Source organism: Actinomadura sp. CNU-125, assembly GCF_001942465.1.
Taxonomy (GTDB): Bacteria; Actinomycetota; Actinomycetes; order Streptosporangiales; family Streptosporangiaceae; genus Spirillospora.
Genome location: NZ_MKJY01000055.1, coordinates 14,230 through 37,652, shown reverse-complemented (window position 1 = coordinate 37,652; position 23,423 = coordinate 14,230). Strand labels below are relative to the sequence as shown.

Here is a 23,423-nt window from a genome sequence, read left to right as displayed (position 1 = left end):
AGATCAGTATGCGCTCTACGTCGGCTATACCGCCAACGGCACGGATCGCTCAGCGCGCCTCGTCGGAACGCTCTACTCCTTCCCCGGCGCGGCCATCGGTCCCTACGCCCCCGACCATGCCGACGACCGTTCTCTGTACACCTCTCCCGATGGTCGCATAGTCCTGGGCCTAGAGGTGCTCCCGAACTGAAGGGCCCTGCTTTTCCCGTACATCACCCCACTCCAAAGTTCTCAAGGCGGCCAAGGCAGCTTTCGGCGCCGAGCTCGGACGGGCTGGTCGAGCATCGCTCCTCCGGCAGCTACTTGATCATGCGGAAGCGGGGATGCTCCAGCCAGGCGGCGAGGAACTCGGCGTCGCCGATGTGCTGCACCCAGGGCGTTTCCCTCGCCGTCTGGTAGCGAAGCCGGTAAAGGGTTCCGGGGAGACCGCGAATCCCGGCATCGATGGACGCCAGCAGCACCTCGCTCTGTCCCGCATCCGGTTCGAGGTAGGCACGCCGGGCGGGAGGGGCCGGGATCAGAGCCTCGCAAAAGTCCATGAGCGCGCCGAATCGGTCCAGGGCTCACGATCGATACCGAACGAGCAGCCTTGGACATCCGCACGTTGAGGTCTTCCCGGCTCGGCGAGCCGCACGGCTCCCCGCTCCGGCAGGTCAGACGGGGGTGATCGGCAGGGAGCGGCGCGGCTCGAAGGCGAAGCGGCTGCCGGTGCTGAACCGGACGACGGCGACCTCGTCGGCCTCGGACGTCGGCCGGTCGCGCCGGACGACGGTCAGCCGCCACTCGTCGGCGGTGCCGGCGGCCTCCACGTCGAGGTGGGGGTCCACGGTGCGGACGATCGCCTGCAGCGGAACCGTCCAGTCGGGGCCGCACAGCTCGATCCACGCGCCGTCCGCGTGTGCGGGGGACGGACGGACGGTGACACCCGCGCCGTCGGGGTCCGCGTGGACGTCCGCGTCGACGTAGGCCGCGGGGTTGAGGAGCGGGTGGACCGCTAGGAGGCGGGCCGCCCCCGCCGGACCGTCCGGCAGGTCGAGGGCGCCGGCGAGCCGTTCCGCGGCGATGCCGGCGATGCCCACGAGCTGCTTGCGGCGGATCCGGAGCAGTTCGGCGGCGTCCGCGGCCCGCGCGGCCACGGAGAGGGTGAAGGCCCTGTTCAGCAGGTGCATCTGCAGGCACACCTCGTCGGCGATCCGGACCAGGGCGGAACACGAGAAGGCGGCGAAGTCGAGGTCGCCGAGCAGCGGGCCGGAGTAGTCGGCGCGGCCGTCGTCGGTGGGGTCGATCGGCGCGAGCTCAAGGTTCGCGGCGCGGGACCGCTGGTTGTCGGCGAGCAGCGGGATGCCCTGCGCGGCCGGGTACGACTCGTCGATGATCACGGTCCAGGCGCAGTGCGGGTGCCGGTCCGCGGGCCGGCGGGGTGGCCGGTGGACGGGCCGCACCTGCGCCTTCGGGTTGGTCGCGACCGCGGTCGCGTCGAAGGTGGGGTCCTCGATGTCGTGGCACATGGACCGGACGTAGTCCTCGCCCATCGGCTCGACGTCCATCAGGGCGCCGCAGTGGTCGAGGTGGAACTCGCCGTGCCAGCGGTCGTGGACGGTGTAGCGGAAGTCCATGAACTGGGGCGGGGCACCGATGTCGAGCTGCAGCCCCTTGAAGATCGTGGGTACGTCGCCCTTCCCGGGGACCTCCGGCGCGTAGCCGAGCGCCCGCTGCATACGCCTGGTGTAGATCGGGCTCGAGGCCGCCCACTCCTCGATGGCGATCCGCGCCATCTCCTCCCGGCCGAACGCGGAGATGCACCAGGCCATCCCGGAACGGTCGATGAGCTGCCCGATCAGGAGCAGTTCGGGGACGACGACCGCGAGCTCGGCCCGGGACAGGTCGGCGTAGCGGCTCGGAGGTGTCGCTGTCGGGTGGGGCATCTGCCCGCCTCCTTGGGTGTGCCGTCGGGTCGGTGGCCGTCGGTTCAGACCAGGCCGAGCCGTGCGGCCGTCTTGTCGAGGTACGTGAGCACCGTGGTCTCGTCGGCGTCCGGTACGCCCCAGATCAGCTCGGACGCACCGGCGGCCGTCCAGTCTGCGAAGTCCTCTGCGGTCGGCTTCTTGGCGACCAGGATCCGCACGTCGGGTTCCCCCGCGCGACCGGCCTCGGCCCACTCCCGCCGCAGCACATCGCCCTTCTCGGCGATGCCGGTCTCGATCGGGGTGGTCATCCAGCCGTCCGCGTTACGGGCGATCCACTTCATGGTCTTGGGGCCGCCGCCCGCGCCGATGATCACGGGAATCCGGTCCTGCCGGGGCTTGGGGTAGGCCCAGCTCGGGCCGAACGAGACGAACTCGCCGTCGTAGGACGCCTCCTCTTGCGTCCACAGCGCGCGCATCGCCTCGAGGTACTCCCGGAGTACGGTGCGCCGCTTCGCGGCGGGGACGTGGTGGTCGGCCAGTTCGTCGGTGTTCCAGCCGAAGCCCGCTCCGATCGTCACCCGGCCGCCGGACAGGTGGTCGAGCGTCGCGAGCGTCTTGGCGAGGGTGATCGGGTCGGACTCCACCGGCAGCGCGACCGCGGTGGCCAGGCCGATCCGCTCGGTCACCGCGGCGGCGGTCGCCAGCGACACCCACGGGTCGAGGGTGCGCGTGTACCGGTCGTCCGGCAGGTCCTCGCCGCCGGTGGGATGCGGCGCTTCGCGGCGCACCGGGATGTGGGTGTGCTCGGGCACGTAGAGGGTGTCGAAGCCGCGCTCTTCCGCGGCCTTCGCGAGAGCCGCCGGGGTGATGCCGCGGTCCGAGGTGAAGAGCACTACTCCATTGCGCATGGCGACATGTTAGAACGTGTTCTACCCATCATGGAATAGTGTCTGGACACTTGTCTTGTTCGGCTGCGGCGAGGCGCCTCGACGGCGGCGTGCACTGACCCGGGACCACGCCCGCCCCCGACCGCGACGGCTCTGCGTCCACCTCGCCCGGACGCGACGATCGGGCAAGCGATTGCTTGGATTGGTCCCGGCGCGGCTCTTGCGGCGGCGTCCGGGTCGTGCCTAATGTGGACACGTGTCCAGGCAACTGACCAGTCCCGCGCCGCGGCAGGGACTCAACGCCCGACAAGCCGAAACGGTGGCGAATCTGCTGACCGCCGGCCTCGAGGAGTTGCGGACCGTCGGGTACGAAGTGCTGACGGTCCGGACCGTGGCCCAGCGCGCGGGCGTCTCCCCGGCGACCGCCTACACCTATCTCTCGTCCAAGAACCACCTCTTCGCCGAACTGTTCTGGCGCCATCTCACCGATGCCGGAGGCGACTCCGGCGCCGACGCGGCGACGGAGGCCGGTCCTACCGAGCGGCTGCAGTCGGCCGTCCGGACGCTGACGGACCGGATCGTCGCGGAACCCGAACTGGCGGCCGCCGTGACCCCGGCTCTGCTCGGCAGCGACCCGGACGTCGAACGGCTGCGGCGGCGGATCGGCGCGGAGTTCTACACGCGGTTCGAGGCCGCCCTCGCCGGGCCGCGCCGTCCGGACGAACCGGCGGACGCCGCCGTCCTGGAGGCGCTGGTCCTCGCCTTCACCGGCGCGCTGCTGCACGCCGGTATGGGCCTGCTGACCTACGACGAGATGGCCGACCGACTCGTCGGCGTCGTACGAGTGATCATGAGAGGCAACGAATGAGCGCCCCGAGCGACGCAGCCGCCGATCCCCTGGCTTTCGATCCCTATGACTACGGCTTTCACGAGGATCCCTATCCGCTGTACCGGCGGCTGCGCGAGGAGGCGCCGGTCTTCCACGCCGGACGGGACGACCTGTGGGTCGTCTCCCGGCACGCCGACGTGTTCGACGTCCTCCGCGACGACGCGACGTTCTCCAACCGGATGGGCGTCTCCCTCGACGCCAGCGCGTGGACCCCGCACGCGCACCGGGTGATGAGCTTCCTGGCCCTCGACGGGCGGGAGCAGACCCGGCTGCGCAGGCTCGTCTCCGCCGCGTTCACCCCCCGCCGGGTCAAGGAGCTCCAGCCGCAGATCCAGCGGCTCACCGAGCGTTACCTGGAGGAGACCCTCGCCGCGAACGACGAGCACGGCGAGGCGGACTGGATCGCCGACTTCGCCGGGAAGCTCCCCATGGACGTCATCTCGGAGATGATGGGCGTGCCGGTGGCGGACCGCGACGAGGTCCGGCGGCTCGCCGACCTCGTCGTGCACCGCGAGGACGGCGTCCGCGACGTGCCGCAGGCCGGCATGGAGGCGTCCATGGAACTGGTCGCCTACTACAGCGCGATGGTCCGGGAGCGCCGGACCGCGGCGGAACCGCCCGGGGACCTCACCGCCGCGCTCACCGCCGCCGAGGTCGACGGCGACCGGCTCACCGACGGTGAGATCATCGCGTTCCTGTTCCTGATGGTGGTCGCGGGCAACGAGACCACGACCAAGCTGCTCGGCAACGCGCTCTTCCACCTGTCCGCGCACCCCGTGCAGAAGGCCGAGGTGCTCGCCGCGCCGGACGACCCGGAGCCGCTGGTGACGCAGTGGATCGAGGAGACGCTGCGGCACGACACGTCCAGCCAGATGATCGCGCGTTACGTCGTCGAGGACGTGGAACTGCACGGCCGGACGATCCCCGCCGGCGCGAAGGCGCTCGTGCTGCTCGGCTCGGCCAACCGGGACGAGCGGATCTTCACCGACCCGACCGTGTACGACATCCACCGGCCGAAGAGCGAGCTGGGCCAGATCCTCAGCTTCGGGTCCGGGAAGCACTTCTGCCTGGGCGCGAACCTGGCCCGCCTGGAGGCCCGGGTCGTCCTCAACGAACTCGTCCGGCAGGTGGAGGACTTCCGCGTGCACGCCGACCGCGCCACGCGCGTCCACTCGACCAGTGTCCGGGGCTTCGCCGGGCTGCGACCACGTTCACGCGGCGGAAGGGCTGACGGTGGGGAAGAAGTACGCGCACCCCGAACGCCGGCCCGCGGTGATCACCGGCGCGTCGTCGGGGATCGGCGCCGAGACGGCGAAGGTCCTCGCCGCGGCCGGACACCCGGTCGCGCTCGGCGCCCGCCGGGTCGACGCCGTCGAGGAGATCGCCGCGGCGATCCGTGCCGAGGGCGGCGAGGCGGTCGCGCACCGGCTCGACGTCGTCGACGACGAGTCGGTCGCCGACTTCGCCGCCAAGGCGACCGCAGACCTCGGTGAGATCGAGGTCCTGGTCAGCAACGCCGGCCTGGTCGCGCCCGGCGCGACCATCGAGGTCACCTCGGAGCGGTTCGGGCGGGAGATCGACGTCAACCTCGTCGGCGCCCACCGGATCGTCCGGACGTTCGCGCCCGCGATGGTCGAGCGCCGCCGGGGCGACATCGTCTTCGTCTCGTCCGACGTCGTCGTACGGCCCCGCCCGTTCATGGCGGCGTACTCCGCCGGCAAGTGGGGGCTGGAGGGGATGATCAACGCGCTGCAGATGGAGCTCGAAGGCACCGGCGTGCGCGCCTCGATCGTCCGGCCGGGGCCGACGTGGAGCGGCATGGGCACCGACTGGGACGACGACGAGGCCGCGTTCGTGCTCAACCAGTGGGTGCGGTTCGGGCTCGCCCGGCACCCCCACTTCCTCAAGGCGAAGGCGCAGGCCGACGCGATCGCCACGGTCGTCGGCGCGCCCCGCGGCGTGCACCTGAGCCTCCTCGACGTCAACCCCGAAGCACCCGTGGAGGAGAAGTCATGACAACTTCCGATATCCACCGGCTCGACGCGATCCCCGAAGTCAGCACCGTCCTGGACGACCGGAGCCCCGAGGTGCCCGAGATCATCCGCGGGACCGGGCATCTGCCGGAGATGCGGGTCGATCCGATCGGCCTGTTCCACCGCGTCCGCGAGGAGTGCGGCGACGTCGGACGGTTCCGGCTCGCCGACAAGGACGTCGTCCTGGTCACCGGCGCGAGGCGAACGAGGCGTTCTTCCGGGCGCCCGAGGAGGTGCTCGACCAGGCCGCCGCGTACCCGTTCATGACGCCGATCTTCGGGCCGGGCGTCGTCTTCGACGCCTCCCCGGAGGAGCGCCAGCAGATGCTGAAGAACCAGGCGTGCGCGGCGACATTATGCGGGGGCACGCGCAGACGATCGAGGCGGAGATCCGCCGGATGTCGCCGACTGGGGCGACGAGGGCGAGATCGACCTGCTCGACTTCTTCGCCGAGCTGACCATCTACACGACATCGTCCTGCCTGATCGGCAAGCCGTTCCGCGAGGAACTCGACGCGTCCTTCGCGCGCCACTACCACGACCTCGAGCGCGGCACCGACGCCATCGCCTACGTCGACGCGCACGCCGACATCGACGGCTTCCGGCTGCGGGACGCGGCCCGGGAGCGGCTGGTCGGGCTGGTGCAGGGCATCATCGACCGCCGCAAGGAGCGGGGGAAGGTCCCGCGCGAGGAGCGCGACCTGCTCGACGTCCTCATCTCCCTGGACATGAGCGCCGACTACGTCACCGGCATCTTCATCTCGATGATGTTCGCCGGGCACCACACCTCCAGCGGCACCGCGTCGTGGGCCATGATCGAGCTGCTGCGGAACCCGGACGTCCTCGCCGACGTCGTCGCCGAACTCGACGACCTCTACGCGGACGGGTCCGAGGTGTCGTTCCAGGCGCTGCGGTCGATCCCGCTGCTGGAATCGGTGATGAAGGAGACGCTGCGGCTGCACCCGCCGCTGGTCATCCTGATGCGGCTGGTCCGAGAGGACTTCGAGCTGCTCGGCACCACCGTCCCCGCCGGCACGGTGATCGCGGCGTCGCCGCGGGTCTCCAACCGGATCGAAGAGGACTTCCCGAAGGCCGAGGACTTCGACCCCGGCCGCTACATCGACCCCCGGCAGGAGGACCTGCAGAACCGCTGGACGTGGATTCCGTTCGGCGCCGGCAAGCACCGCTGCGTCGGCAACGCGTTCGCGATGATGCAGCTGAAGGCGATCTTCTCCGTCGTCCTGCGCGACTTCGAGTTCGAGGCCGTCCAGCCGTTGGACTCCTACCGCGACGACTTCTCGAAGATGGTGATCCAGCTCAAGCAGCCGTGCCGCGTGAAGTACCGCCGCAGGGCGGGCAGGTGATCGCCATGCGAGTCGTCGCCGACACCGGCATCTGCCAGGGACACCGGTTCTGCCAGGGGGACGCGCCCGACGTGTTCGGGTTCGACGAGGACAAGGACGTCGTCGTGGTCCTCGACGAGCATCCGGACGAATCGCTCCGCAAGGACGTGACCACGGCCGTGAAGTACTGCCCGGCCTTCGCGCTTTCGATCGAAGAGGACTGAAGGAGCAAACGTGAGCGACGACAGCGCACTGACCCGTGCCGAGATCGAGCAGTTCTGGGCCTCCTGGCTGGCCGCCAACCGCGAGGCCGAGCGGACCGGCGACTGGCGGGTGCTGGCCGACTCGTTCGCCGAGGACGCGTCCTACGGCTGGATGTACAGCCACGACGAGCACTTCATGGCCGTCGGACGCGACCAGATCCGTGACTGGGCCATCGGCATCGAGATGGACGGCCTCGACGGCTGGCACTACGACTACCAGGTCACCGTCATCGACGAGCAGAAGTCGATGATCGTCGGCTTCTGGAAGCAGCGGTCCGGGATCACCGACGACGAGACCGGCGAGGAGTACGAGATCCGCGGGATCGGCGGCTCCTGGTTCGGCGTCGAACGGCAGACCGCGGGCGCCGACGCCGGCCAGATCAAGATCGCCTGGCAGCGGGACTGGTTCGACATGCCGTCGACCATCCACACGTTCATGGAGATCCTCAACTCCGGCAAGGCGCCCGACACCCTGCAGAAGCGGATGAAGGTCGCCGGCCACGACGTCCCCGGCCACTACCACTACACCGAGCTGACCTCGACGCTCTGGCCGCCGCCCGTCGAACGCGGCGACTACATCACGCAGGCCCCCGGCGGCACCCCGGAGGGGGCGCAGTGACCGGCCGCGTCCCGGACAGCCCGCCCGCCCGGCAGTACATCGACGGGAAGCTCGGCGGCGCGAGCGACGGGGCGTCCTACCCCGTCCTCAACCCGGCCACCGGGCAGGAGATCGGCCGCGCGCCCGACGGCACCGCCGCGGACGTCGACGCCGCGATCGCCGCCGCCCGCCGCGCGTTCGACGAGACGTCCTGGTCGTCCGACCGCGCCCTGCGGATCCGCGTGCTGCGGCAGTTCCACCGGGCGCTGCTCGACGACGCGGACGCGCTCCGGGCGCTCACCACCGCCGAGGTCGGCGCCCCCGCGTTCTTCGTCACCGGACCGCAGTTCGACTCCCCGGTCGAGAGCCTGAAGTGGACGATCGACCTCGCCGAGGGCTACGAATGGGAGACCGACCTCGGCGTCGGCGTCACGATGGGCATCCGGTCCCGACGCAGCGTGCACCGCGAGCCGGTGGGCGTGGTCGCCGCGATCACCCCGTGGAACTTCCCCAACCAGATCAACCTCGCCAAGATCGGGCCGGCGCTCGCCGCCGGGAACACCGTGGTGCTCAAGCCGGCTCCCGATACCCCGTGGCTGGCGAGCGAGCTGGGCCGCCTGTTCGCCGAGCACACCGACGTCCCGCCCGGCGTGTTCAACGTCGTGACGCCCCGCGACAACGCGGTGGCGGCGCTGCTCACCACCGACCCGCGGGTGGACCTGGTGTCGTTCACCGGCTCCACCGCCACGGGACGGGCGATCGCGGCGGCCGCGGCGCCCACCCTGAAGAAGGTCTTCCTCGAACTCGGCGGGAAGTCCGCGGCGATCGTGCTCGACGACGCCGATCTGGCGTCCGCCGTCGGCACCACCGCCTTCGCGGCGTCCGTGCACGCCGGTCAGGGCTGCGCCATCACCACCCGGCTGCTGGTGCCGCGGGACCGCTACGACGAGGCGGTGGAGATCGCCGCCGCGACGATGGGCTCGCTCGGCGCGAAGGACCCGCTCGACCCCGGCACGATCTGCGGCCCGGTGATCTCGGCCGCGCAGCGGGACCGGGTGAAGGGTTACCTCGACCTCGCCGTCGAGGAGGGCGGGCGGTTCGCCACCGGAGGCGGGTTCGCCGCACAGGAGGGCGAGCTGGCCGACGGGTTCTGGATCGAGCCGACCGTGATCGCCGGTCTCGGCAACACCGCCCGGGTCGCCCAGGAGGAGATCTTCGGTCCGGTGCTGACCGTCATCGCGCACGACGGCGACGACGACGCCGTCCGGATCGCCAACGATTCCCCCTACGGCCTTTCCGGCTCCGTCGACTCCGGCGACCTCGGACGCGCCAAGGCCGTCGCCGCCCGCATCCGCACCGGCACGATCGGCGTCAACGGCGGGCAGTGGTTCGGCGCGGACGCGCCGTTCGGCGGCTACAAGCAGTCCGGGATCGGCCGTGAGATGGGCGTGGCCGGGTTCGAGGAGTACCTCGAGACCAAAACCGCGGCCGAGCCGGCCTGACCCCGCGCACACCCCCCGCGCAGAGACGGAGAACAGAAGTGAGCAGGTTCCAGGACAAGGTCGTCATCGTCACCGGTGCGGCCCAGGGGATCGGTGAGGTCTACGCCAAGGGGCTCGCCGCGGAGGGCGCCTCGGTCGTCGTCGCCGACCTCAACGCGGACGCCGGTGACCAGGTCGCCAAGCAGATCCGGGCCGATGGCGGCAAGGCGATCTTCGCTCCGGTCGACGTGGCGTCGCCGGAGTCGGCCAAGGCCCTCGTGGACGCGGCCACCGCCGAGTACGGCGGCATCGACGGTTTGGTCAACAACGCCGCGATCTACGGCGACATGAAGTTCGACCTGCTGATCAGCGTCGACTGGGACTACTACCGGAGGTTCCTCGACGTGAACCTCAACGGCGCGCTCGTCATGACCCGCGCGGTGTACCGGGAGATGCGCAAGCGCGGGGGCGGCTCGATCGTCAACCAGTCCAGCACCGCCGCGTACCTCTACTCCGGCTTCTACGGGCTGGCGAAGGTCGGCGTGAACGGGCTGACGCAGCAGCTCGCGCACGAACTCGGCGGGATGGGCATCCGGGTGAACGCGATCGCGCCCGGTCCGACCGACACCGAGGCCACCAAGACGCAGGCGGGCGACGCGGCCAAGGAGCTCGTCAAGGAAATGGCGCTCAAGCGGCTCGGCCGGCCGGAGGACATGCTCGGTGCGGCGAAGTTCCTGCTCTCCGACGACGCCGCGTGGGTGACCGGGCAGATCCTCGCCGTCGACGGCGGCCAGACCTTCCGCCTGTAGGAGGACGGACGAGATGAGCGACCGGAGAAACGGCGTCATTCGCGTCGGCTTCGTCGGGCTCGGCGACATCGGCAAGCCGATGGCGACCCGGCTGGCCGGGCGGCAGAGCGAGGCGGGACTGGACCTCGGCGTGTTCGACCTGGCCGCGGCGCCCGTCGAGGAGCTGGTCACGGCCGGTGCGCGGGCGGCCGAGGGCGTCGGCGCCCTCGCGGCCGGCAGCGACGTGCTGTGCGTGATGGTCAACAACGACCGGCAGGTCCGCGCGGTCCTCGACGAGGTGCTCGCCGGCCCCGGGGCGGGCGCCGGGCTCACCGTGGCCGTCCACGCGACCGTCGCTCCCGAGACGCCCGCCGAACTGGAGGAACTGGCCGCGCGGCGGGGCGTCCGGCTGGTGGACGCGCCGGTGTCGGGCGGCGCGATGGGCGCGGGCACCGGGGAGCTGGCCGCGCTGGTCGGCGGGTCCGAGGAGGCGTTCGCCGCGGTCCGTCCGGTTTTGGACGTCCTGGCCACGAGGGTCGTGCACGCCGGGCCGATCGGCGCTGGCACCAAGTTCAAACTGGCCCGGAACATGATGCACTACGCCGCCTACACCGCGGCGACCGAGGCGCAGCGGCTCGCCGAGGCGGCCGGGCTCGACATCGTCGCGCTCGGCAAGGTCGTCCGGCACACCGACGCGCTCACCGGCGGCCCGGGAGCGATCATGCACCGCGACAGCACCGCCGAGATGGAGCCCGGCTCGTTCTGGCACACCACCTTCGGCCACCTCAGGCAGCTGGCGGAGAAGGACCTCGACCTCGCGATCGCGCTGGCCGACGAGCTGAACGTCGACGTACCGCTGGCCCGGCTCGCGCGGGAGCGGCTCGCGCCCGGGCTCGGATTCCCCGAGGAGAAGTGATGGGCGACACCGAGACCGACAAGTTCGGCGACCTCCCCGAGGTGCGGGCCCGCGGGCTGCACAAGATGGAGAAGGTCTACGGCTTCGACATGGCCGACGGCGACGGCGACTTCTTCCGCTACACCGCCGACCACCTGTTCGCCGACATCTGGCACCGGCCCGGCCTCTCCGACCGGGACCGGCGCCTGCTTCTCATCGGCATGCTCACCGGGCTGGGCGCGACGACGTCCTCGGCATCCAGATACCGGCCACGCACGCGGCCGGCGAACTCGGCGACACGGAACTGCGCGAGATCGTGGTGTTCCTCACCCACTACGCGGGCTGGCCGAACGGCGCGCGGCTCAACTCGATCGTCGAGGAGACGATCGGCAAGGCGGCCCGGCGGGCCGCCCGCGCGGCCGCCGCCGAGAAGCAGAACTGACCGGGAGCATCATGGCCATTCGCGTTCTGCACGTGGCGACCGGCAACGTCGGCCGGATCGCCCTGTCACAGCTGATCGAGGATCCCCGCTTCGACCTGGCCGGGCTCGTCGTGTCGGACCCCGCGAAGGTCGGGCGGGACGCCGGCGAACTCGCCGGCGTCGACGTGGTCGCGGGCGTGGCGGCCACCGGCGACCTGGGCGCGGCGCTGGCCGCCGTGCGCCCGGAGTGCACCGTCTACTGCGCGCTCTCGGAGACCCGGTTGTCCGACGCGCTCGGCGACGTCCGCAAGATCCTCGCGTCGGGCAGCAACGTCGTCGCGACCTCGCCGGTGCCGCTGATCTACCCCTGGGGCGTGCTTCCCGACCGCATGATCGAGCCCGTCGAGGAGGCATGCCGGACGGGCGGCACGAGCGTCTTCGTCACCGGCGTGGATCCCGGGTGGGTCAACGACCTGCTGCCCTTCGCGATCGCGAGCACCTGCCGGCGGGTCGAGCAGGTGCGCTGCTCGGAGATCGCCGACTACGCGACCTACGACGGCGGCCCCGTCATCTTCGATTTCATGGGCTTCGGCCGTCCGGTGGGCGACCTGCCGAAGATGTTCCGGCCGGGCATGCTGGCGGCGTCCTGGGGCGTCAGCCTCCGGATGATGGCCCGCGGGTTCGGGTTCGAGCTCGACGACATCACCGAGCGGTTCGAGCAGGAGCCGGCGCCGGAAGCGTTCGACGTCGCCGCCGGGCACATCCCCGCGGGCGGGGTGGCGGCGATGCGGTTCCAGATCGCGGGCGTCGTCGGCGGCACGGAGGCCCTGGTCATCGACCACACGACCAGGCTCCGCGGCGACCTGCGTCCTGACTGGCCCCAGCCGGCGCAGGACGGCGGCTCCTACCGGCTCGAGATCGTCGGGGAACCGTCCTACCGCGTCGACGTCTGTCCGACGAGCGTCCGCGGCGACCACAACCACGCCGCGATCGCCGCCGGCGCCGGCCGCGTCGTCAACGCGATTCCCGACGTCGTCGCGGCGCCGCCGGGCCTGCGGACACCGCTCGACCTGCCCTTCGGCACCGCCCGCGGTGTCTTCGCCACGACGCTGACCCGCTGACCCCGAGGAGGACACCGACGATGGGACGAGTGGACGGGAAGGTCGCCCTGATCAGCGGCGGCGCGCGCGGCATCGGAGCGGCCGCCGCGCGGGCGCTGGCCGCCGAGGGCGCCGAGGTCGTGATCGGCGACGTCCTCGACGACGAGGGCGCGGCCGTCGCGAAGGAACTGGGAGACGCGGCCCGCTACGTGCACCTCGATGTCACGGACGCCGAAGACTGGACGGCCGCCGTCGAGACCGCGACCGCCGAGTTCGGCCGCCTCAACGTGCTCTTCAACAACGCGGGGATCGTCAACGGCGGGCCCATCAACCGCTTCAAGGCGGAGAAGTGGCGGCGGATCCTCGACGTCAACCTCACCGGCCCGTTCCTCGGCATCCGCGCGGCCACGGACGCGCTGATCGCGGTCGGCGGCGGCTCGATCATCAACAACTCGTCCATCGAGGGGTTGCGCGGCACGTCCATGGTGCACGGCTACGTGGCCTCGAAGTGGGGGCTGCGCGGCTTGACCAAGTCGGTCGCCGTCGAACTCGCCCCGCACGGCGTCCGGGTCAATTCTCTGCACCCGGGCCTCATCCGGACGCCGATCACCGAGGGCATCCCCGACGACCAGATCCCGGTCCCCCTCGGGCGCCCCGGGCGGCCCGAGGACGTCGCCTCGTTCGTCGTCTTCCTCGCGAGCGACGAGTCGTCCTACGCGACCGGGACCGAGTTCGTCATCGACGGCGGAACCGTCAACCAGATCCCGCACAAGGCCTGACCGCGATCGACCAGAGGCAAGGACCGATGAACTCACAACCCTCCCCCGGGCTGACCGTCCCCCAGGTGCTGCCGGACGCGGACCTGCCCGCCGACGCCGAGTCGTTCGACGTGGTCGTGGTGGGCTTCGGCATCGCGGGCGGCTGCGCCGCGCTGGAGGCGGCGCGCTCGCGGCAGCCCGGGTGCTGCTGCTGGAGCGCGCCGCCGTGCACGGCGGCACGTCCAGCATGTCGGGCGGCCACTTCTACCTCGGCGGCGGCACCTCCGTCCAGAAGGCAACCGGCCAGGAGGACACCGTCGAGGCGATGGTGCGCTACCTGATGGCCAGCACGAAGGAGCCCGACGAGGAGAAGATCCGGGCCTACTGCGAGGGGTCGGTCGCCCACTTCGACTGGCTCGAGGCGCTCGGGTTCGAGTTCGAGCGGTCCTACTTCCCCGGGAAGGCCGTGATCCAGCCCGGCACCGAGGGGCTGATGTTCACCGGGAACGAGAAGGTGTGGCCGTTCCGCGACCGGATCGCCCCGGCACCGCGCGGGCACAAGGTGCCGGTCCCGGGCGACACCGACGGCACCAAGATGGTGATGGACCTGCTGCGGGACCGGGCCGAAGAAGCCGGAGTCGAGGTCCGGTACGAGACCGGCGCGACGAACCTGGTGGCCGCCGAGGACGGCACGGTCACCGGCGTCGCGTGGCGGAGCTTCGAACGGACCGGCGTCGTCCGCGCCGCCGGGGTGGTGATCGCGGCCGGCGGGTTCGTCATGAACGCCGACATGGTCGAGACCTACACACCGGCCCTCGGCGGGAAGCTGTTCACCCTCGGCAGCACCTACGACGACGGGCTCGGGATCCGGCTCGGCCAGTCGGCCGGCGCGGCGCTCCAGCACATGGACGAGCCGTTCATCACCGCTCCGTTCTACCCGCCGTCGTCCCTGGTGAAGGGACTGATCGTCAACAACCTCGGGCAGCGGTTCGTGGCCGAGGACAGCTACCACGCGCGCACGTCCAGCTTCGTGCTCCGGCAGCCGGACGCGACGGCGTACCTGATCGCCGACAGCGACCACATGCAGGAACAGCGGATGCCGCTGGTCCCGCTGAAGGACGGCTACGAAACGATCGAGGAGATGGAGGCCGGCTTGGGACTGCCCGAGGGCTCGCTCGTCCTGACCATGGCGCGGTACAACGAGCACGCGGCACGCGGCGAGGATCCCGACTTCCACAAGCATCCCGACTGGCTGGCACCGCAGACCAGCGGTCCCTGGGGCGTCTACGACCTCACCCTCGGCACCGCCCTCTACGCCGGCTTCACGCTCGGCGGCATGGCCACCACGGTGGACGGCGAGGCACGGCGAGCGGACGGGACGGTCATCGGCGGGCTCTACGCCGCCGGGGCCTGCGCGTCCAACATCGCCCAGGACGGCGCCGGCTACTGCTCGGGGACCCAGCTCGGCGAGGGCTCGTTCTTCGGCCGCCGGGCCGGCCGCGCCGCCGCGCTGCGGGCAGAGGCCGGGCGATGAGCGAGCCGCTGCTGCGGATCGAGGACGCCGACCGCGTCCGGACGGTCACGCTCGACCGCCCGAAGGCGCTCAACGCGTTCAACGAGGCCCTGTACGACGCGCTCACCGACGCGCTCCTCGAAGCCGCCGAGGACCCCGCGGTCGCGGTGCTGCTGCTGACCGGCAGCGGCCGCGCGTTCAGCGCCGGGACCGACCTGGTGGAGATGGGCGAGCGCATCGCCGACCCGGACTTCGAGCCCGGACGGCACGGCTTCATCGGCCTCATCGACGCGCTGGAGGCGTTCGACAAGCCCCTGGTCCTCGCGATCAACGGGCTCGGGCTGGGCATCGGGCTGACCGTCATCGGATTCGCCGACCTGGTCTTCATGGCCGACGACGCACGCCTCAAGACCCCCTTCACCAGCCTGGGCGTCGCACCGGAGGCCGCGTCCAGCTACCTGCTGCCCCGCTTGATCGGCCGGCAGAACGCCGCCTGGGTGCTGCTCTCCTCGGAGTGGATCTCGGCGGCCGAGGCGAAGGAGATGGGACTGGTCTGGCGGGTCTGCGAGCCCGCCGCCCTCATGCCGGACGCGCACCGGGCCGCGGCCGTGCTCGCGAGCCGTCCCGTCTCGAGCCTGCGGGAGGTCAAACGCGACATGCGGGCCCCGCTGCGGGACGAGATCCGGCGGGCCCGGGAACGCGAGAACGACGGCTTCGCCCGGCTCATGGGCGGCCCCGCCAACGCCGAGGCCCTGGCGGCGTTCGCGGAGGGCCGCGACCCCGACTTCACGAACCTGCCCCCAGGATGGTGAACCGCATGGCCGACGGAGAGGGAACGGACGTGCCCGCACCGACCAAGGACGACCAGCCGGTCAACGACACGATCAACCTGGTCAGCGGTGATTTCTGGGGACGCGACCCCCATGCCGAGCTCCGCTGGATGCGGGACAACGCCCCGATCTACTGGGACCCCAACGGCGAGGTCTGGGGCGTGTCGACCTACGCGGCGGTCAAATACGTCTCCCGCCGCCCCGACCTGTTCTGCAACGGGCAAGGCATCCGGCCCGACGCCGACCCCATGCCGATGATGATCGACATGGACGACCCCGAGCACAAGCTGCGCCGCAAGCTCGTCAGCGCGGGGTTCACCCCGCGGCGGGTCGCCGACCGCCGGGCGTACCTCGAACGGGTCTGCGACGAGATCATCGACCGGGTCTGCGAGCGCGGCGAATGCGACTTCGTCGCCGACCTGGCCGCGCAGTTGCCGCTGATCGTGATCGGCGACGCCCTCGGGTTCGCGCCCGCGGACCGCCATACGCTGCTCGCCTGGTCCGATGACATGCTCCGGGCGCTGACCGGCGGCGACGACCCCGACCTGATGGTGCGCGCGGGCGAGGCGTTCGCGGGCTTCAACGACTACACGTCCGCCGTGGTGGCCGACCGCCGGAACCGCCCCCGCGACGACCTCATCAGCGCGCTCACCCACGCGACCGTCGATGGCCGGGGGCTGGACCGCGATTCGCTGCTGCAGGAGTCCCTGCTCATCCTCATCGGCGGCGACGAGACGACCCGGCACGTCATCTCCGGTGGGATGTGGCAGCTGTTCCGGCACCCGGAGCAGCGCGCGGCCCTCACCGCGGACCCGTCCGGCATCCCCGTCGCGGTCGAGGAGATGCTGCGCTGGGTGTCCCCGATCAAGAACATGGCCCGCACCGCCACCCGCGACACCGTGCTCGACGGACGGGACGTCTCCGCGGGCGACACGCTCCTGCTGCTGTACCCGTCCGCCAACCGGGACCGCGCGGTGTTCACCGACCCCGACACTTTCGACACCACCCGGCACCCGAACGAGCATCTGGCCTTCGGCAACGGACCGCACTTCTGCCTGGGCAACAGCCTGGCCCGGCTGGAACTGGAGGTGATGTTCGGCAAGCTCCTGGCACGCCTGCCCGACCTGGAACCGGTCGGATCGGACGAGCCGCTCCACCGGCCGGCGAACTTCGTCTCCGGCTACGAGACGATGCCCGTCCGCTTCACGCCGACCCGCCGCGTCCTGGATGGACTCGGCCATGATCCCGGTGCCACCTGACCGATAGGTCTTTGCTCAGCAAGAAGACCTCCCGGCGTAGTGGAGTCGGCGAGCTTCGCCAACGACCGGGAGGTCTTCGACGAGCCACGCCGACGCCCGGCCATTGGCGCCATACTTCGGTCCACTCGACTTTCGAAATATCAGAGTTCGGGTCGTGCACGACCTCTCCCAGAACCCCGACCCCACTGGCCCACCGGCCCTTAGCATCCGATCTCGGGCGGCGCCGCCGTCATGCCGATCCCTTCCGCGCCCGGGCGCGCTGTCTGGCGATGAACCGCGTGGTCGTCCTGTTGACGAAGGTCGGCGAGAGCCGGCCGACGCGCCACGCGAGCCGCGCACGGCGCGGCTCCACGACCATTGCCTCGTTCGCCTCGACGGCCGCCAGGACCCGCCGAGCGAGGGCGCCCGCATCGAGCGGGCGCTTGATCCCCTGCCCGTCGAGGTAGAAGTCGCGGCCCCTATAGGGGCCGATCTCGCCCTTGTCGAGGATCGGGGTGTCCACGGCCGCAGGGCAGACAACGGTGACGCCGACGCCGTGCGCGGCGGCCTCGGTCCGCAGCGCGAGGGACAGTCCGACGACGGCATGCTTGGTGGCGACGTACGACGTCATCAGGCCTGCGGCCATGAGACCGCCCATCGAGGCCGTGTTGACGATGTGCCCGCCGCGCTGGCGCACCATCTGCGGATACGCCGCGTGCACACCATGCACGACGCCACGGATGTTGACGTCGATGACCGAGTTCCATTGGTCCAGCGTCAGGTTCTCCGTGTCGCCGAAATAGGTGATGCCCGCGTTGTTGAACATCAGGTCGATCCGTCCGTGCGCCTCCACGACCTCGTCGACGACCTGCTGCACCTGGGCCGCCTGCGTCACGTCGACGGCCGCCGCACGTGCCGATCCCGGTCCGGCGAGGCGGGCGACGGTCTTCTCTGCGGCGCTCAGGTCGAGGTCCGTGCACACTACGTCGCGCCCGCACCGACGAGTGCCGCGGTGAGCGAGGCTCCGATGCCCGAGCCGCCGCCCGTGACGATCGCGGATCTGCTCGCGAGGCTCATGCGAACGCCTTCTCCACGAGTCCGGCGAGATCCGGGTAGCGCATCAGGTGGGCACCGCCGTTGATGTCAAGGGTCTCGCCGGTGATCCACGCCGCGTCGTCCGACAGCAGGTAGCGCACGGATGCGGCGATCTCCTCCGGGCTTCCCGGTCGGCCGAGCGGCGTGTTGGCGACATACTCGTCCTTGACGCCGGGTATGTCCATCGCCGGCGCCGTCAGCGGCGTGACGACCAGTCCGGGCGCCACCGCGTTGACGCGCACGCGGCGCGGCGCGAGTTCGAGCGCGGCGACCTCCGTGAGCGCCACGAGGCCGCCCTTCGCGGCGCAGTAGGCGGCCAGGCCGGTGCCGGGCTGGCGCGCGTTGAGGGAGGTCAGCGAGACCAATGCGCCTCCGTCGGCGATCCGGAGCCCGGCGTGCTTGAGCACGAGGAACGCGCCGGTGAGGCAGACGTCCACGATTCGGCGCCACTCTGCGGCGTCGTGGTCGACGACTCGCGAGAGCGTGCTCGTGCCCGCACAGTTGACCACGCCGTGGAAGCGCCCGTGCTCGGCGACGACGCCCTCGAAGAGCGCCTCCACTCCGCCCTCGTCGGTCACGTCGACCTCGACGTCGGCGGCCGTGCCGGGGAGGTCGGCGACCACCACGAGGTCGCCCCGCGACCGCAGCAGCGCGGCCGTCGCCGCTCCGAGGCCGGACCCGCCCCCGACCACCACGACCGTGCGCTGCTCGCTCATCCGCCACCATCCTGACGCTCGTCGGTATCTGTTGACACATGTCAATCGCAGTCCTAACGTGACGGGCGTCACGCCAGCCTGTCAAGCGGATGCCGAGGAGTAGCCGATGAGTGGTCCGACGGTCGCCGTGATCGGTGCCGGCATCAGCGGCCTGACGATGAGCAAGATGCTGGAGGACTACGGGCTGGAGTACGCCACGTTCGAGTCCTCGGACCGCGTCGGCGGCAACTGGGCCTTCGGCAACCCCAACGGGCACAGCAGCGCCTACCGCTCGCTGCACATCGACACCTCGAAGCACCAGCTGTCCTTCAAAGACTTCCCGATGCCCGAGGAGTATCCCGACTTCCCCCACCACACCCAGATCAAGGACTACCTCGACAGCTACGCCGACGCGTTCGACATCCGGCGCCGGATCGAATTCCAGAACGGCGTCGTGCACGCCGAGCGGCACCCCGACGGCGGCTGGCTGCTGGAGACCGAGCGCACCGGCGAACGTCGCTTCGACGTGCTCCTGGTGGCCAACGGCCACCACTGGGACCCGCGCTTCGCCGACAAGCCGGGAGAGTTCACCGGCCTGACGATGCACTCGCACGCCTACATCGACCCGCGGACGCCGCACGACCTGACAGGTAAGCGGATCCTGATCATCGGGCTGGGCAACAGCGCCGCCGACATCGCCGTCGAACTCTCCAGCAAGACACTCGACAACGAGGTCGTCATCTCGACGCGGTCCAGTGCGTGGATCGTGCCGAAGTACTTCGCCGGAACGCCGGCCGACAAGTACTACAGGACCTCCCCGCACATCCCTTTCGCGTGGCAGCGCAAGTTCGCGCAGATGATGCAGCCGCTGACCGCCGGCCGCCCGACCGACTACGGCCTGCCCGAACCCAACCACAAGTTCTTCGAGGCGCACCCGACGCAGTCGTCGAGCTGCCGCTGCGGCTCGGCTCCGGCGACCTGCGGGCCAAGGGCGACATCGAGCGCTGGGACGGTCCCACCGTGCACTTCGCCGACGGCACCGCCGAGGACTTCGACGTCGTCGTCCACGCCACCGGCTACAACATCACCTTCCCCTTCTTCGACCCCGACTTCCTCAGCGCGCCCGAAAACCACATCCGCCTCTACAAGCGGATATTCAAGCCGGGCATGGACGACGTCGCGTTCATCGGGTTCGCCCAGGCGACGCCGACACTGTTCCCGTTCGTCGAGTGCCAGACCCGGCTGGTCGCGGCCTGGCTCGTCGGCCGCTACGCGCCGCCGCCGGTCGCCGAGATGGAGCGGGTGATCGACGAGGACCAGCAGAAGTACACCGCCCACATGGTGCAGCGGCCGCGGCACACCCAGCAGCTCGACTACTTCCTCTACGAGCACGACCTGCGCGTCCGCGAGATCCCCGCGGGCATGGAGCGGGCGCGGCGGCAGCAGGCGCGGCGGCCCGTGGAGGCGCGCGGGTGAGCGAGGAGCGCATCTGGGCGCGGCTGGTCGACCGCCGCAGCGTCAACCGCGGCGACCGGCGCCGCTCGGCCCTGCTCCAGGCCCTCGACGACCTGCTGCGCGAGCAGACCCTCGACCAGGTCAACGTCGCGGAGATCTCGCGGCGGGCCGGCGTCACCCGCTCGGCGTTCTACTTCTACTTCGAGAGCAAGGCCACCGCGGTGCTCGCCCTGATGGCCGACCTGTACGACGCCGCGTCGGACGCGACCGACCTGCTGGTCAAGGCGGAGGGCGATCCCGGCGAGCGGATCCGGCAGGTCCTCGACTCGCTCTTCGACTCCGTCGACGCCTCGCCGCACACCTACCGCGCCCTGCTCGAAGCGAGGGCCGCGAACCCGCAGGTCCGGGAGGGCTGGGACGCGGGCCGCGCCGAGTTCGCGGGCATGGTCGCGGAGATGATCGAGCGGGAGCGGGCTGCCGGACACGCGACCGACGGCCCGAACGCGGCGGGCCTGGCCGCCGTACTCCTCGACCTGAACGACCACGCCCTCGAGCGCCATGCGCTCGGCGGTGAGCCGCCGCGCGAGCAGCACGTCGACGCGCTCACCCACGTCTGGGTGACCAGCATCTACGGAGGCACCGCATGACCACCTTCGACTTCACCTCGGCCGGTGTGCGCTGCGCCGCCACGCATCACGCCGGCGCGGACGGTGCGCCCGTCGTGGTGCTCGGCCACGGCCTCGCCGGCACCCAGGACTCCGGCCTCCGGCCGTTCGCCGAGGCGTTCGCGGCGGCGGGCTTCCACGCCGTCACCTTCGACTACCGCGGCTTCGGCGCGAGCGACGCCGGCGGCGGCGGTCCGCGCCAGTGCGTGTCCGTCGCCGACCAGGTCGCCGACTGGCACGCCGCCGTCGAGGCGGCGAAGCGCCTTCCGGGCGTCGACGCCGAACGGGTCGTCCTCTGGGGCATCTCACTCGCGGGCGGCCACGTCGTCTCCGTCGCCGCCGCGCGTGACGACGTCGCGGCGGTCGTCTCCGCGGTGCCGCTCGTCGACGGGCTCGCGGCCGCGCGGCTCGCCGCGAAGTACCACCGCCCGTCCCGGCTGCTCGCCTCCACCGGCCGCGGCATCGCTTCGGCCGTACGACGCAAGGCCGGCCGCGCGCCGACGATGATGCCGGTCGTGGCTCGTCCCGGGGAGCTCGGCGCGCTGACCCTGCCCGGCGCCTACGAGGACTACCTCGCGCTCGCGGGCCCGACCTGGCGCAACGAGATCGCCGCCGACGTCGTCATGGAGCTCGGCGGCCGGACGCCCGCCAAGGATGCGAAGTCGCTGCGTGTCCCGTGGCTGGTGCAGATCTGCGACTTCGACAGGAGCGCGCCGCCGTACGCCGCGGCGAAGGCGGCCTTCGCCGGTCGCGCCGAGGTGCGGCACTACCCCGGCGACCACTTCGACCTCTTCGCCGGCAAGCCCTTCCACGAGGCCGCCACCCACCACGTCGTGGCGTTCCTGCGCCGCCACCTGGCCGTTCCCTCCGCCGCCTCGCCCACCGCGACCGCATCGGAGCCGTCCCGTGCCTGACACCGTCCAGGCCCTCCTCCTCCGGCATCCCGAGCGGGACACGCCCGGCCTGAAGTACGGCGACCAGGTATGGAGCTGGCGCGACTACCTCGGCGAGAGCGCCGCCCGTGCGCACGTGCTGCACGCGATGGCCGTCCCGGGCCGTCCGGTCCACGTCGGCGTGCTGCTGGAGAACGGCCCCGAGATGGCGATGGCGATCGCGGCGGGTGCGCTCGGCGGGCACGTGACCGTCGGCATCAACACCACCCGGCGCGGCGAGAGTCTCGCGGCCGACGTACGCCGGGCCGACTGCCAGATCCTGCTGACCGATCATCGGCACCTGGCCCTGCTCGCCGGGCTCGACCTCGGTGGCGCGACGGTGGTCGACACCGACGACGTCGACTGGCCCGAACGGGTGGCCGACGCACCGCGTGGAACCGACGGGTTCCCGACGGTCGACGCGATGGACACCTTCATGCTGATCTTCACCTCCGGCACCAGCGGGGAGCCGAAGGCCGTGCGGGTCGCCAACTTCATGGCGGTGATGTCAGGGGCGACGCTCGCCGACAAGTTCGACCTGACGCCCGAGGACATCGTCTATTCCGCGATGCCCATGTTCCACAGCAACGCCGTTCTCGCCGGATACGCCGTGCACGCCCACGCCGGTGCCGCTCTGGCGCCGGCCAAGTTCAGCGCAAGCCGGTTCCTCGGCGACCTGCGCCACTATGGTGCGACCTACTTCAACTACGTCGGCAAGCCGCTCGCCTACCTGCTCGCGACGCCGGAACAGCCCGACGACCGGGACAACCCACTACGTGTCGCGTTCGGCAACGAGGCGAGCGACCGCGACATCGACGAGTTCGCCCGCCGCTTCGACTGCACCGTCTGGGACGGCTTCGGCTCCACCGAGACCGCGGTCATCATCACCCGCACCGACGACACGCCGGTCGGCTCCATCGGGCAGCCGTTCGACGGCGTCGCCGTCTACGACCGCGACACCCGCACCGAGTGCCCGCGCGCCGTCTTCGACGACCTGGGCCGGGTGACCAACCTGGAGGAGGCGCTCGGCGAGCTGGTCAACACCACCGGGGCCGGGTTCTTCGCCGGCTACTACAACGACGAACAGGCGACCTCCGAACGGCTCGACGGGGGCATGTACTGGTCCGGCGATCTCGCCTATCGGGACGAAGCAGGCTTCATTTACCTGGCGGGTCGCACCGACGACTGGCTGCGCGTCGACGGCGAGAACCTCGCGGCGGGACCGATCGAGCGGGTGCTGCTGCGCAACGACGCGATCAGCCAGGCCGCGGTGTACGGCCTACCGGACGCCGACGCCCCCGGCGACCAGCTCATGTGCGCGCTGGTGCTGCGCGACGGCGCGACCCTCACGCCCGTCGATCTCCAGGAGTTCCTGGATGCCCAGCCGGACCTGTCGCCGAAGGCATGGCCGAAGTTCGTCCGGATCACCACCGACCTGCCGAGTACGGCGACGAACAAGGTTCTCAAGCGCGAGCTCCGGGCTCAGGGCACCGAGACCACGGACACGCTATTCGCGCGGAGCGAACGGAACAACGTCTACCGCCCTCAGCCCTAAGGGCGTTGGAGGATCGCCACGGCGTCTTTGACGCGGCCGAGGTCGATGAGGTGCCGGGCCAGGACGCTGCCGACAACCTCTTCA

24 protein-coding genes and 2 pseudogenes are annotated in these 23,423 nt (G+C 71.1%); 21 read left to right on the top strand and 5 right to left on the bottom strand.

Annotated features, from left to right (window positions below; all coding sequences use genetic code 11):
- Positions 1 to 299 precede the first annotated feature (299 nt).
- The 3 genes from BJF79_RS55215 to BJF79_RS08050 all read right to left on the bottom strand — a co-directional run bounded on the left by BJF79_RS55215 (position 300) and on the right by BJF79_RS08050 (position 2,815).
- Positions 300 to 560 carry a DUF6368 family protein gene (locus BJF79_RS55215; protein WP_262401695.1) on the bottom strand — a complete coding sequence of 87 codons (261 nt, stop codon included), beginning with the start codon at positions 558 to 560 and terminating at the stop codon, positions 300 to 302.
- A 93-nt stretch (positions 561 to 653) separates the two neighbouring features.
- Positions 654 to 1,925 (bottom strand): hypothetical protein, encoded by a 1,272-nt coding sequence (locus BJF79_RS08055; protein ID WP_075895924.1) that lies wholly within the window; start codon positions 1,923 to 1,925, stop codon positions 654 to 656.
- Positions 1,926 to 1,969: 44 nt separating this feature from the next.
- Positions 1,970 to 2,815, bottom strand: coding sequence for an LLM class F420-dependent oxidoreductase (locus BJF79_RS08050; protein WP_075895922.1), 846 nt, complete (start codon positions 2,813 to 2,815; stop codon positions 1,970 to 1,972).
- Positions 2,816 to 3,113: 298 nt separating this feature from the next.
- Here BJF79_RS08050 and BJF79_RS08045 point away from each other — a divergent pair, with 298 nt between their 5' ends.
- From BJF79_RS08045 to BJF79_RS07975, 16 genes and pseudogenes are all read left to right on the top strand, one after another.
- On the top strand, positions 3,114 to 3,662 hold the full coding sequence (locus BJF79_RS08045; RefSeq protein ID WP_262401687.1) for a TetR/AcrR family transcriptional regulator: 549 nt from the start codon (positions 3,114 to 3,116) through the stop codon (positions 3,660 to 3,662).
- Positions 3,659 to 4,840, top strand: a pseudogene (locus BJF79_RS65350) (cytochrome P450); the annotation flags it as partial. The gene BJF79_RS08045 and the pseudogene BJF79_RS65350, both read left to right, overlap by 4 nt.
- A gap of 115 nt (positions 4,841 to 4,955) precedes the next feature.
- A complete protein-coding gene (locus BJF79_RS08035) occupies positions 4,956 to 5,699 on the top strand; it encodes an SDR family oxidoreductase (RefSeq protein ID WP_262401686.1) in 744 nt (247 codons plus the stop codon).
- Positions 5,696 to 5,983: a hypothetical protein gene (locus BJF79_RS65345; RefSeq protein WP_316043299.1), complete on the top strand. Its 288-nt coding sequence runs from the start codon at positions 5,696 to 5,698 to the stop codon at positions 5,981 to 5,983. Before BJF79_RS08035 ends, BJF79_RS65345 begins: the two co-directional genes overlap by 4 nt.
- A 159-nt stretch (positions 5,984 to 6,142) precedes the next feature.
- Complete coding sequence (locus tag BJF79_RS08030; protein WP_316043302.1) at positions 6,143 to 7,078, top strand: cytochrome P450; 936 nt, start codon at positions 6,143 to 6,145, stop codon at positions 7,076 to 7,078.
- A 5-nt stretch (positions 7,079 to 7,083) separates the two neighbouring features.
- On the top strand, positions 7,084 to 7,281 hold the full coding sequence (locus BJF79_RS08025; protein ID WP_083733260.1) for a ferredoxin: 198 nt from the start codon (positions 7,084 to 7,086) through the stop codon (positions 7,279 to 7,281).
- A 10-nt stretch (positions 7,282 to 7,291) separates the two neighbouring features.
- Positions 7,292 to 7,939: a hypothetical protein gene (locus tag BJF79_RS08020; protein WP_075895914.1), complete on the top strand. Its 648-nt coding sequence runs from the start codon at positions 7,292 to 7,294 to the stop codon at positions 7,937 to 7,939.
- The gene (locus BJF79_RS08015) at positions 7,936 to 9,420 is read left to right on the top strand and encodes an aldehyde dehydrogenase (RefSeq protein WP_075895912.1); all 1,485 of its coding nucleotides are present in this window, start codon (positions 7,936 to 7,938) and stop codon (positions 9,418 to 9,420) included. The genes BJF79_RS08020 and BJF79_RS08015 overlap by 4 nt, the downstream gene beginning before the upstream one ends.
- A 38-nt stretch (positions 9,421 to 9,458) precedes the next feature.
- Positions 9,459 to 10,208 carry an SDR family oxidoreductase gene (locus BJF79_RS08010; RefSeq protein ID WP_075895910.1) on the top strand — a complete coding sequence of 250 codons (750 nt, stop codon included), beginning with the start codon at positions 9,459 to 9,461 and terminating at the stop codon, positions 10,206 to 10,208.
- Between the two features lie 13 nt (positions 10,209 to 10,221).
- Positions 10,222 to 11,103, top strand: a complete 882-nt coding sequence (locus tag BJF79_RS08005; RefSeq protein ID WP_075895908.1) for an NAD(P)-dependent oxidoreductase — start codon at positions 10,222 to 10,224, stop codon at positions 11,101 to 11,103.
- Between the two features lie 295 nt (positions 11,104 to 11,398).
- Positions 11,399 to 11,524 (top strand): hypothetical protein, encoded by a 126-nt coding sequence (locus BJF79_RS58885; RefSeq protein ID WP_262401685.1) that lies wholly within the window; start codon positions 11,399 to 11,401, stop codon positions 11,522 to 11,524.
- A gap of 11 nt (positions 11,525 to 11,535) precedes the next feature.
- The gene (locus tag BJF79_RS07995; RefSeq protein WP_075895906.1) at positions 11,536 to 12,624 is read left to right on the top strand and encodes a diacylglycerol kinase; all 1,089 of its coding nucleotides are present in this window, start codon (positions 11,536 to 11,538) and stop codon (positions 12,622 to 12,624) included.
- 20 nt (positions 12,625 to 12,644) lie between these two features.
- On the top strand, positions 12,645 to 13,382 hold the full coding sequence (locus BJF79_RS07990) for a glucose 1-dehydrogenase (protein WP_075895904.1): 738 nt from the start codon (positions 12,645 to 12,647) through the stop codon (positions 13,380 to 13,382).
- Between the two features lie 142 nt (positions 13,383 to 13,524).
- Positions 13,525 to 14,895, top strand: a complete 1,371-nt coding sequence (locus BJF79_RS07985; protein WP_262401694.1) for an FAD-binding protein — start codon at positions 13,525 to 13,527, stop codon at positions 14,893 to 14,895.
- Positions 14,892 to 15,686: an enoyl-CoA hydratase/isomerase family protein gene (locus BJF79_RS07980; protein ID WP_075895902.1), complete on the top strand. Its 795-nt coding sequence runs from the start codon at positions 14,892 to 14,894 to the stop codon at positions 15,684 to 15,686. The genes BJF79_RS07985 and BJF79_RS07980 overlap by 4 nt, the downstream gene beginning before the upstream one ends.
- Positions 15,687 to 15,691: 5 nt before the next feature.
- A complete protein-coding gene (locus BJF79_RS07975; RefSeq protein ID WP_075895978.1) occupies positions 15,692 to 16,963 on the top strand; it encodes a cytochrome P450 in 1,272 nt (423 codons plus the stop codon).
- A 229-nt stretch (positions 16,964 to 17,192) separates the two neighbouring features.
- On the opposite strand, the gene BJF79_RS07970 is transcribed toward BJF79_RS07975, so the two are convergent.
- Together BJF79_RS07970 and BJF79_RS07965 are read right to left on the bottom strand one after the other, a co-directional pair.
- Complete coding sequence (locus tag BJF79_RS07970) at positions 17,193 to 17,924, bottom strand: SDR family NAD(P)-dependent oxidoreductase (RefSeq protein ID WP_262401684.1); 732 nt, start codon at positions 17,922 to 17,924, stop codon at positions 17,193 to 17,195.
- Positions 17,925 to 18,015: 91 nt separating this feature from the next.
- Entirely contained in the window at positions 18,016 to 18,753 is a 738-nt protein-coding gene (locus tag BJF79_RS07965; protein WP_075895900.1) for an SDR family NAD(P)-dependent oxidoreductase, read from the bottom strand.
- Between the two features lie 106 nt (positions 18,754 to 18,859).
- Between BJF79_RS07965 and BJF79_RS58880 the strand changes: the two are divergent.
- From BJF79_RS58880 to fadD1, 5 genes and pseudogenes are all read left to right on the top strand, one after another.
- Positions 18,860 to 19,516, top strand: a pseudogene (locus BJF79_RS58880) (flavin-containing monooxygenase); the annotation flags it as partial.
- Positions 19,492 to 20,208 carry a hypothetical protein gene (locus tag BJF79_RS58875; protein ID WP_316043301.1) on the top strand — a complete coding sequence of 239 codons (717 nt, stop codon included), beginning with the start codon at positions 19,492 to 19,494 and terminating at the stop codon, positions 20,206 to 20,208. The pseudogene BJF79_RS58880 and the gene BJF79_RS58875, both read left to right, overlap by 25 nt.
- Positions 20,205 to 20,834, top strand: coding sequence for a TetR/AcrR family transcriptional regulator (locus tag BJF79_RS07955; protein ID WP_262401683.1), 630 nt, complete (start codon positions 20,205 to 20,207; stop codon positions 20,832 to 20,834). The genes BJF79_RS58875 and BJF79_RS07955 overlap by 4 nt, the downstream gene beginning before the upstream one ends.
- Positions 20,831 to 21,766: an alpha/beta fold hydrolase gene (locus BJF79_RS07950; protein WP_075895898.1), complete on the top strand. Its 936-nt coding sequence runs from the start codon at positions 20,831 to 20,833 to the stop codon at positions 21,764 to 21,766. The genes BJF79_RS07955 and BJF79_RS07950 overlap by 4 nt, the downstream gene beginning before the upstream one ends.
- Positions 21,759 to 23,339, top strand: a complete 1,581-nt coding sequence (gene fadD1, locus BJF79_RS07945; protein ID WP_083733253.1) for a fatty-acid--CoA ligase FadD1 — start codon at positions 21,759 to 21,761, stop codon at positions 23,337 to 23,339. The genes BJF79_RS07950 and fadD1 overlap by 8 nt, the downstream gene beginning before the upstream one ends.
- Positions 23,340 to 23,423 lie beyond the last annotated feature (84 nt).

Coding starts and splice junctions, on each gene's coding strand:
- BJF79_RS08025 (WP_083733260.1), top strand. CDS start 7,084: ATGCGAGTCGTCGCCGACACCGGCATCTGCCAGGGACACCGGTTCTGC.
- BJF79_RS65345 (WP_316043299.1), top strand. CDS start 5,696: ATGACAACTTCCGATATCCACCGGCTCGACGCGATCCCCGAAGTCAGC.
- BJF79_RS07990 (WP_075895904.1), top strand. CDS start 12,645: ATGGGACGAGTGGACGGGAAGGTCGCCCTGATCAGCGGCGGCGCGCGC.
- BJF79_RS07975 (WP_075895978.1), top strand. CDS start 15,692: ATGGCCGACGGAGAGGGAACGGACGTGCCCGCACCGACCAAGGACGAC.
- BJF79_RS07980 (WP_075895902.1), top strand. CDS start 14,892: ATGAGCGAGCCGCTGCTGCGGATCGAGGACGCCGACCGCGTCCGGACG.
- BJF79_RS08050 (WP_075895922.1), bottom strand. CDS start 2,815: ATGCGCAATGGAGTAGTGCTCTTCACCTCGGACCGCGGCATCACCCCG.
- BJF79_RS07965 (WP_075895900.1), bottom strand. CDS start 18,753: ATGAGCGAGCAGCGCACGGTCGTGGTGGTCGGGGGCGGGTCCGGCCTC.
- BJF79_RS08055 (WP_075895924.1), bottom strand. CDS start 1,925: ATGCCCCACCCGACAGCGACACCTCCGAGCCGCTACGCCGACCTGTCC.
- BJF79_RS07950 (WP_075895898.1), top strand. CDS start 20,831: ATGACCACCTTCGACTTCACCTCGGCCGGTGTGCGCTGCGCCGCCACG.
- BJF79_RS08005 (WP_075895908.1), top strand. CDS start 10,222: ATGAGCGACCGGAGAAACGGCGTCATTCGCGTCGGCTTCGTCGGGCTC.
- BJF79_RS07995 (WP_075895906.1), top strand. CDS start 11,536: ATGGCCATTCGCGTTCTGCACGTGGCGACCGGCAACGTCGGCCGGATC.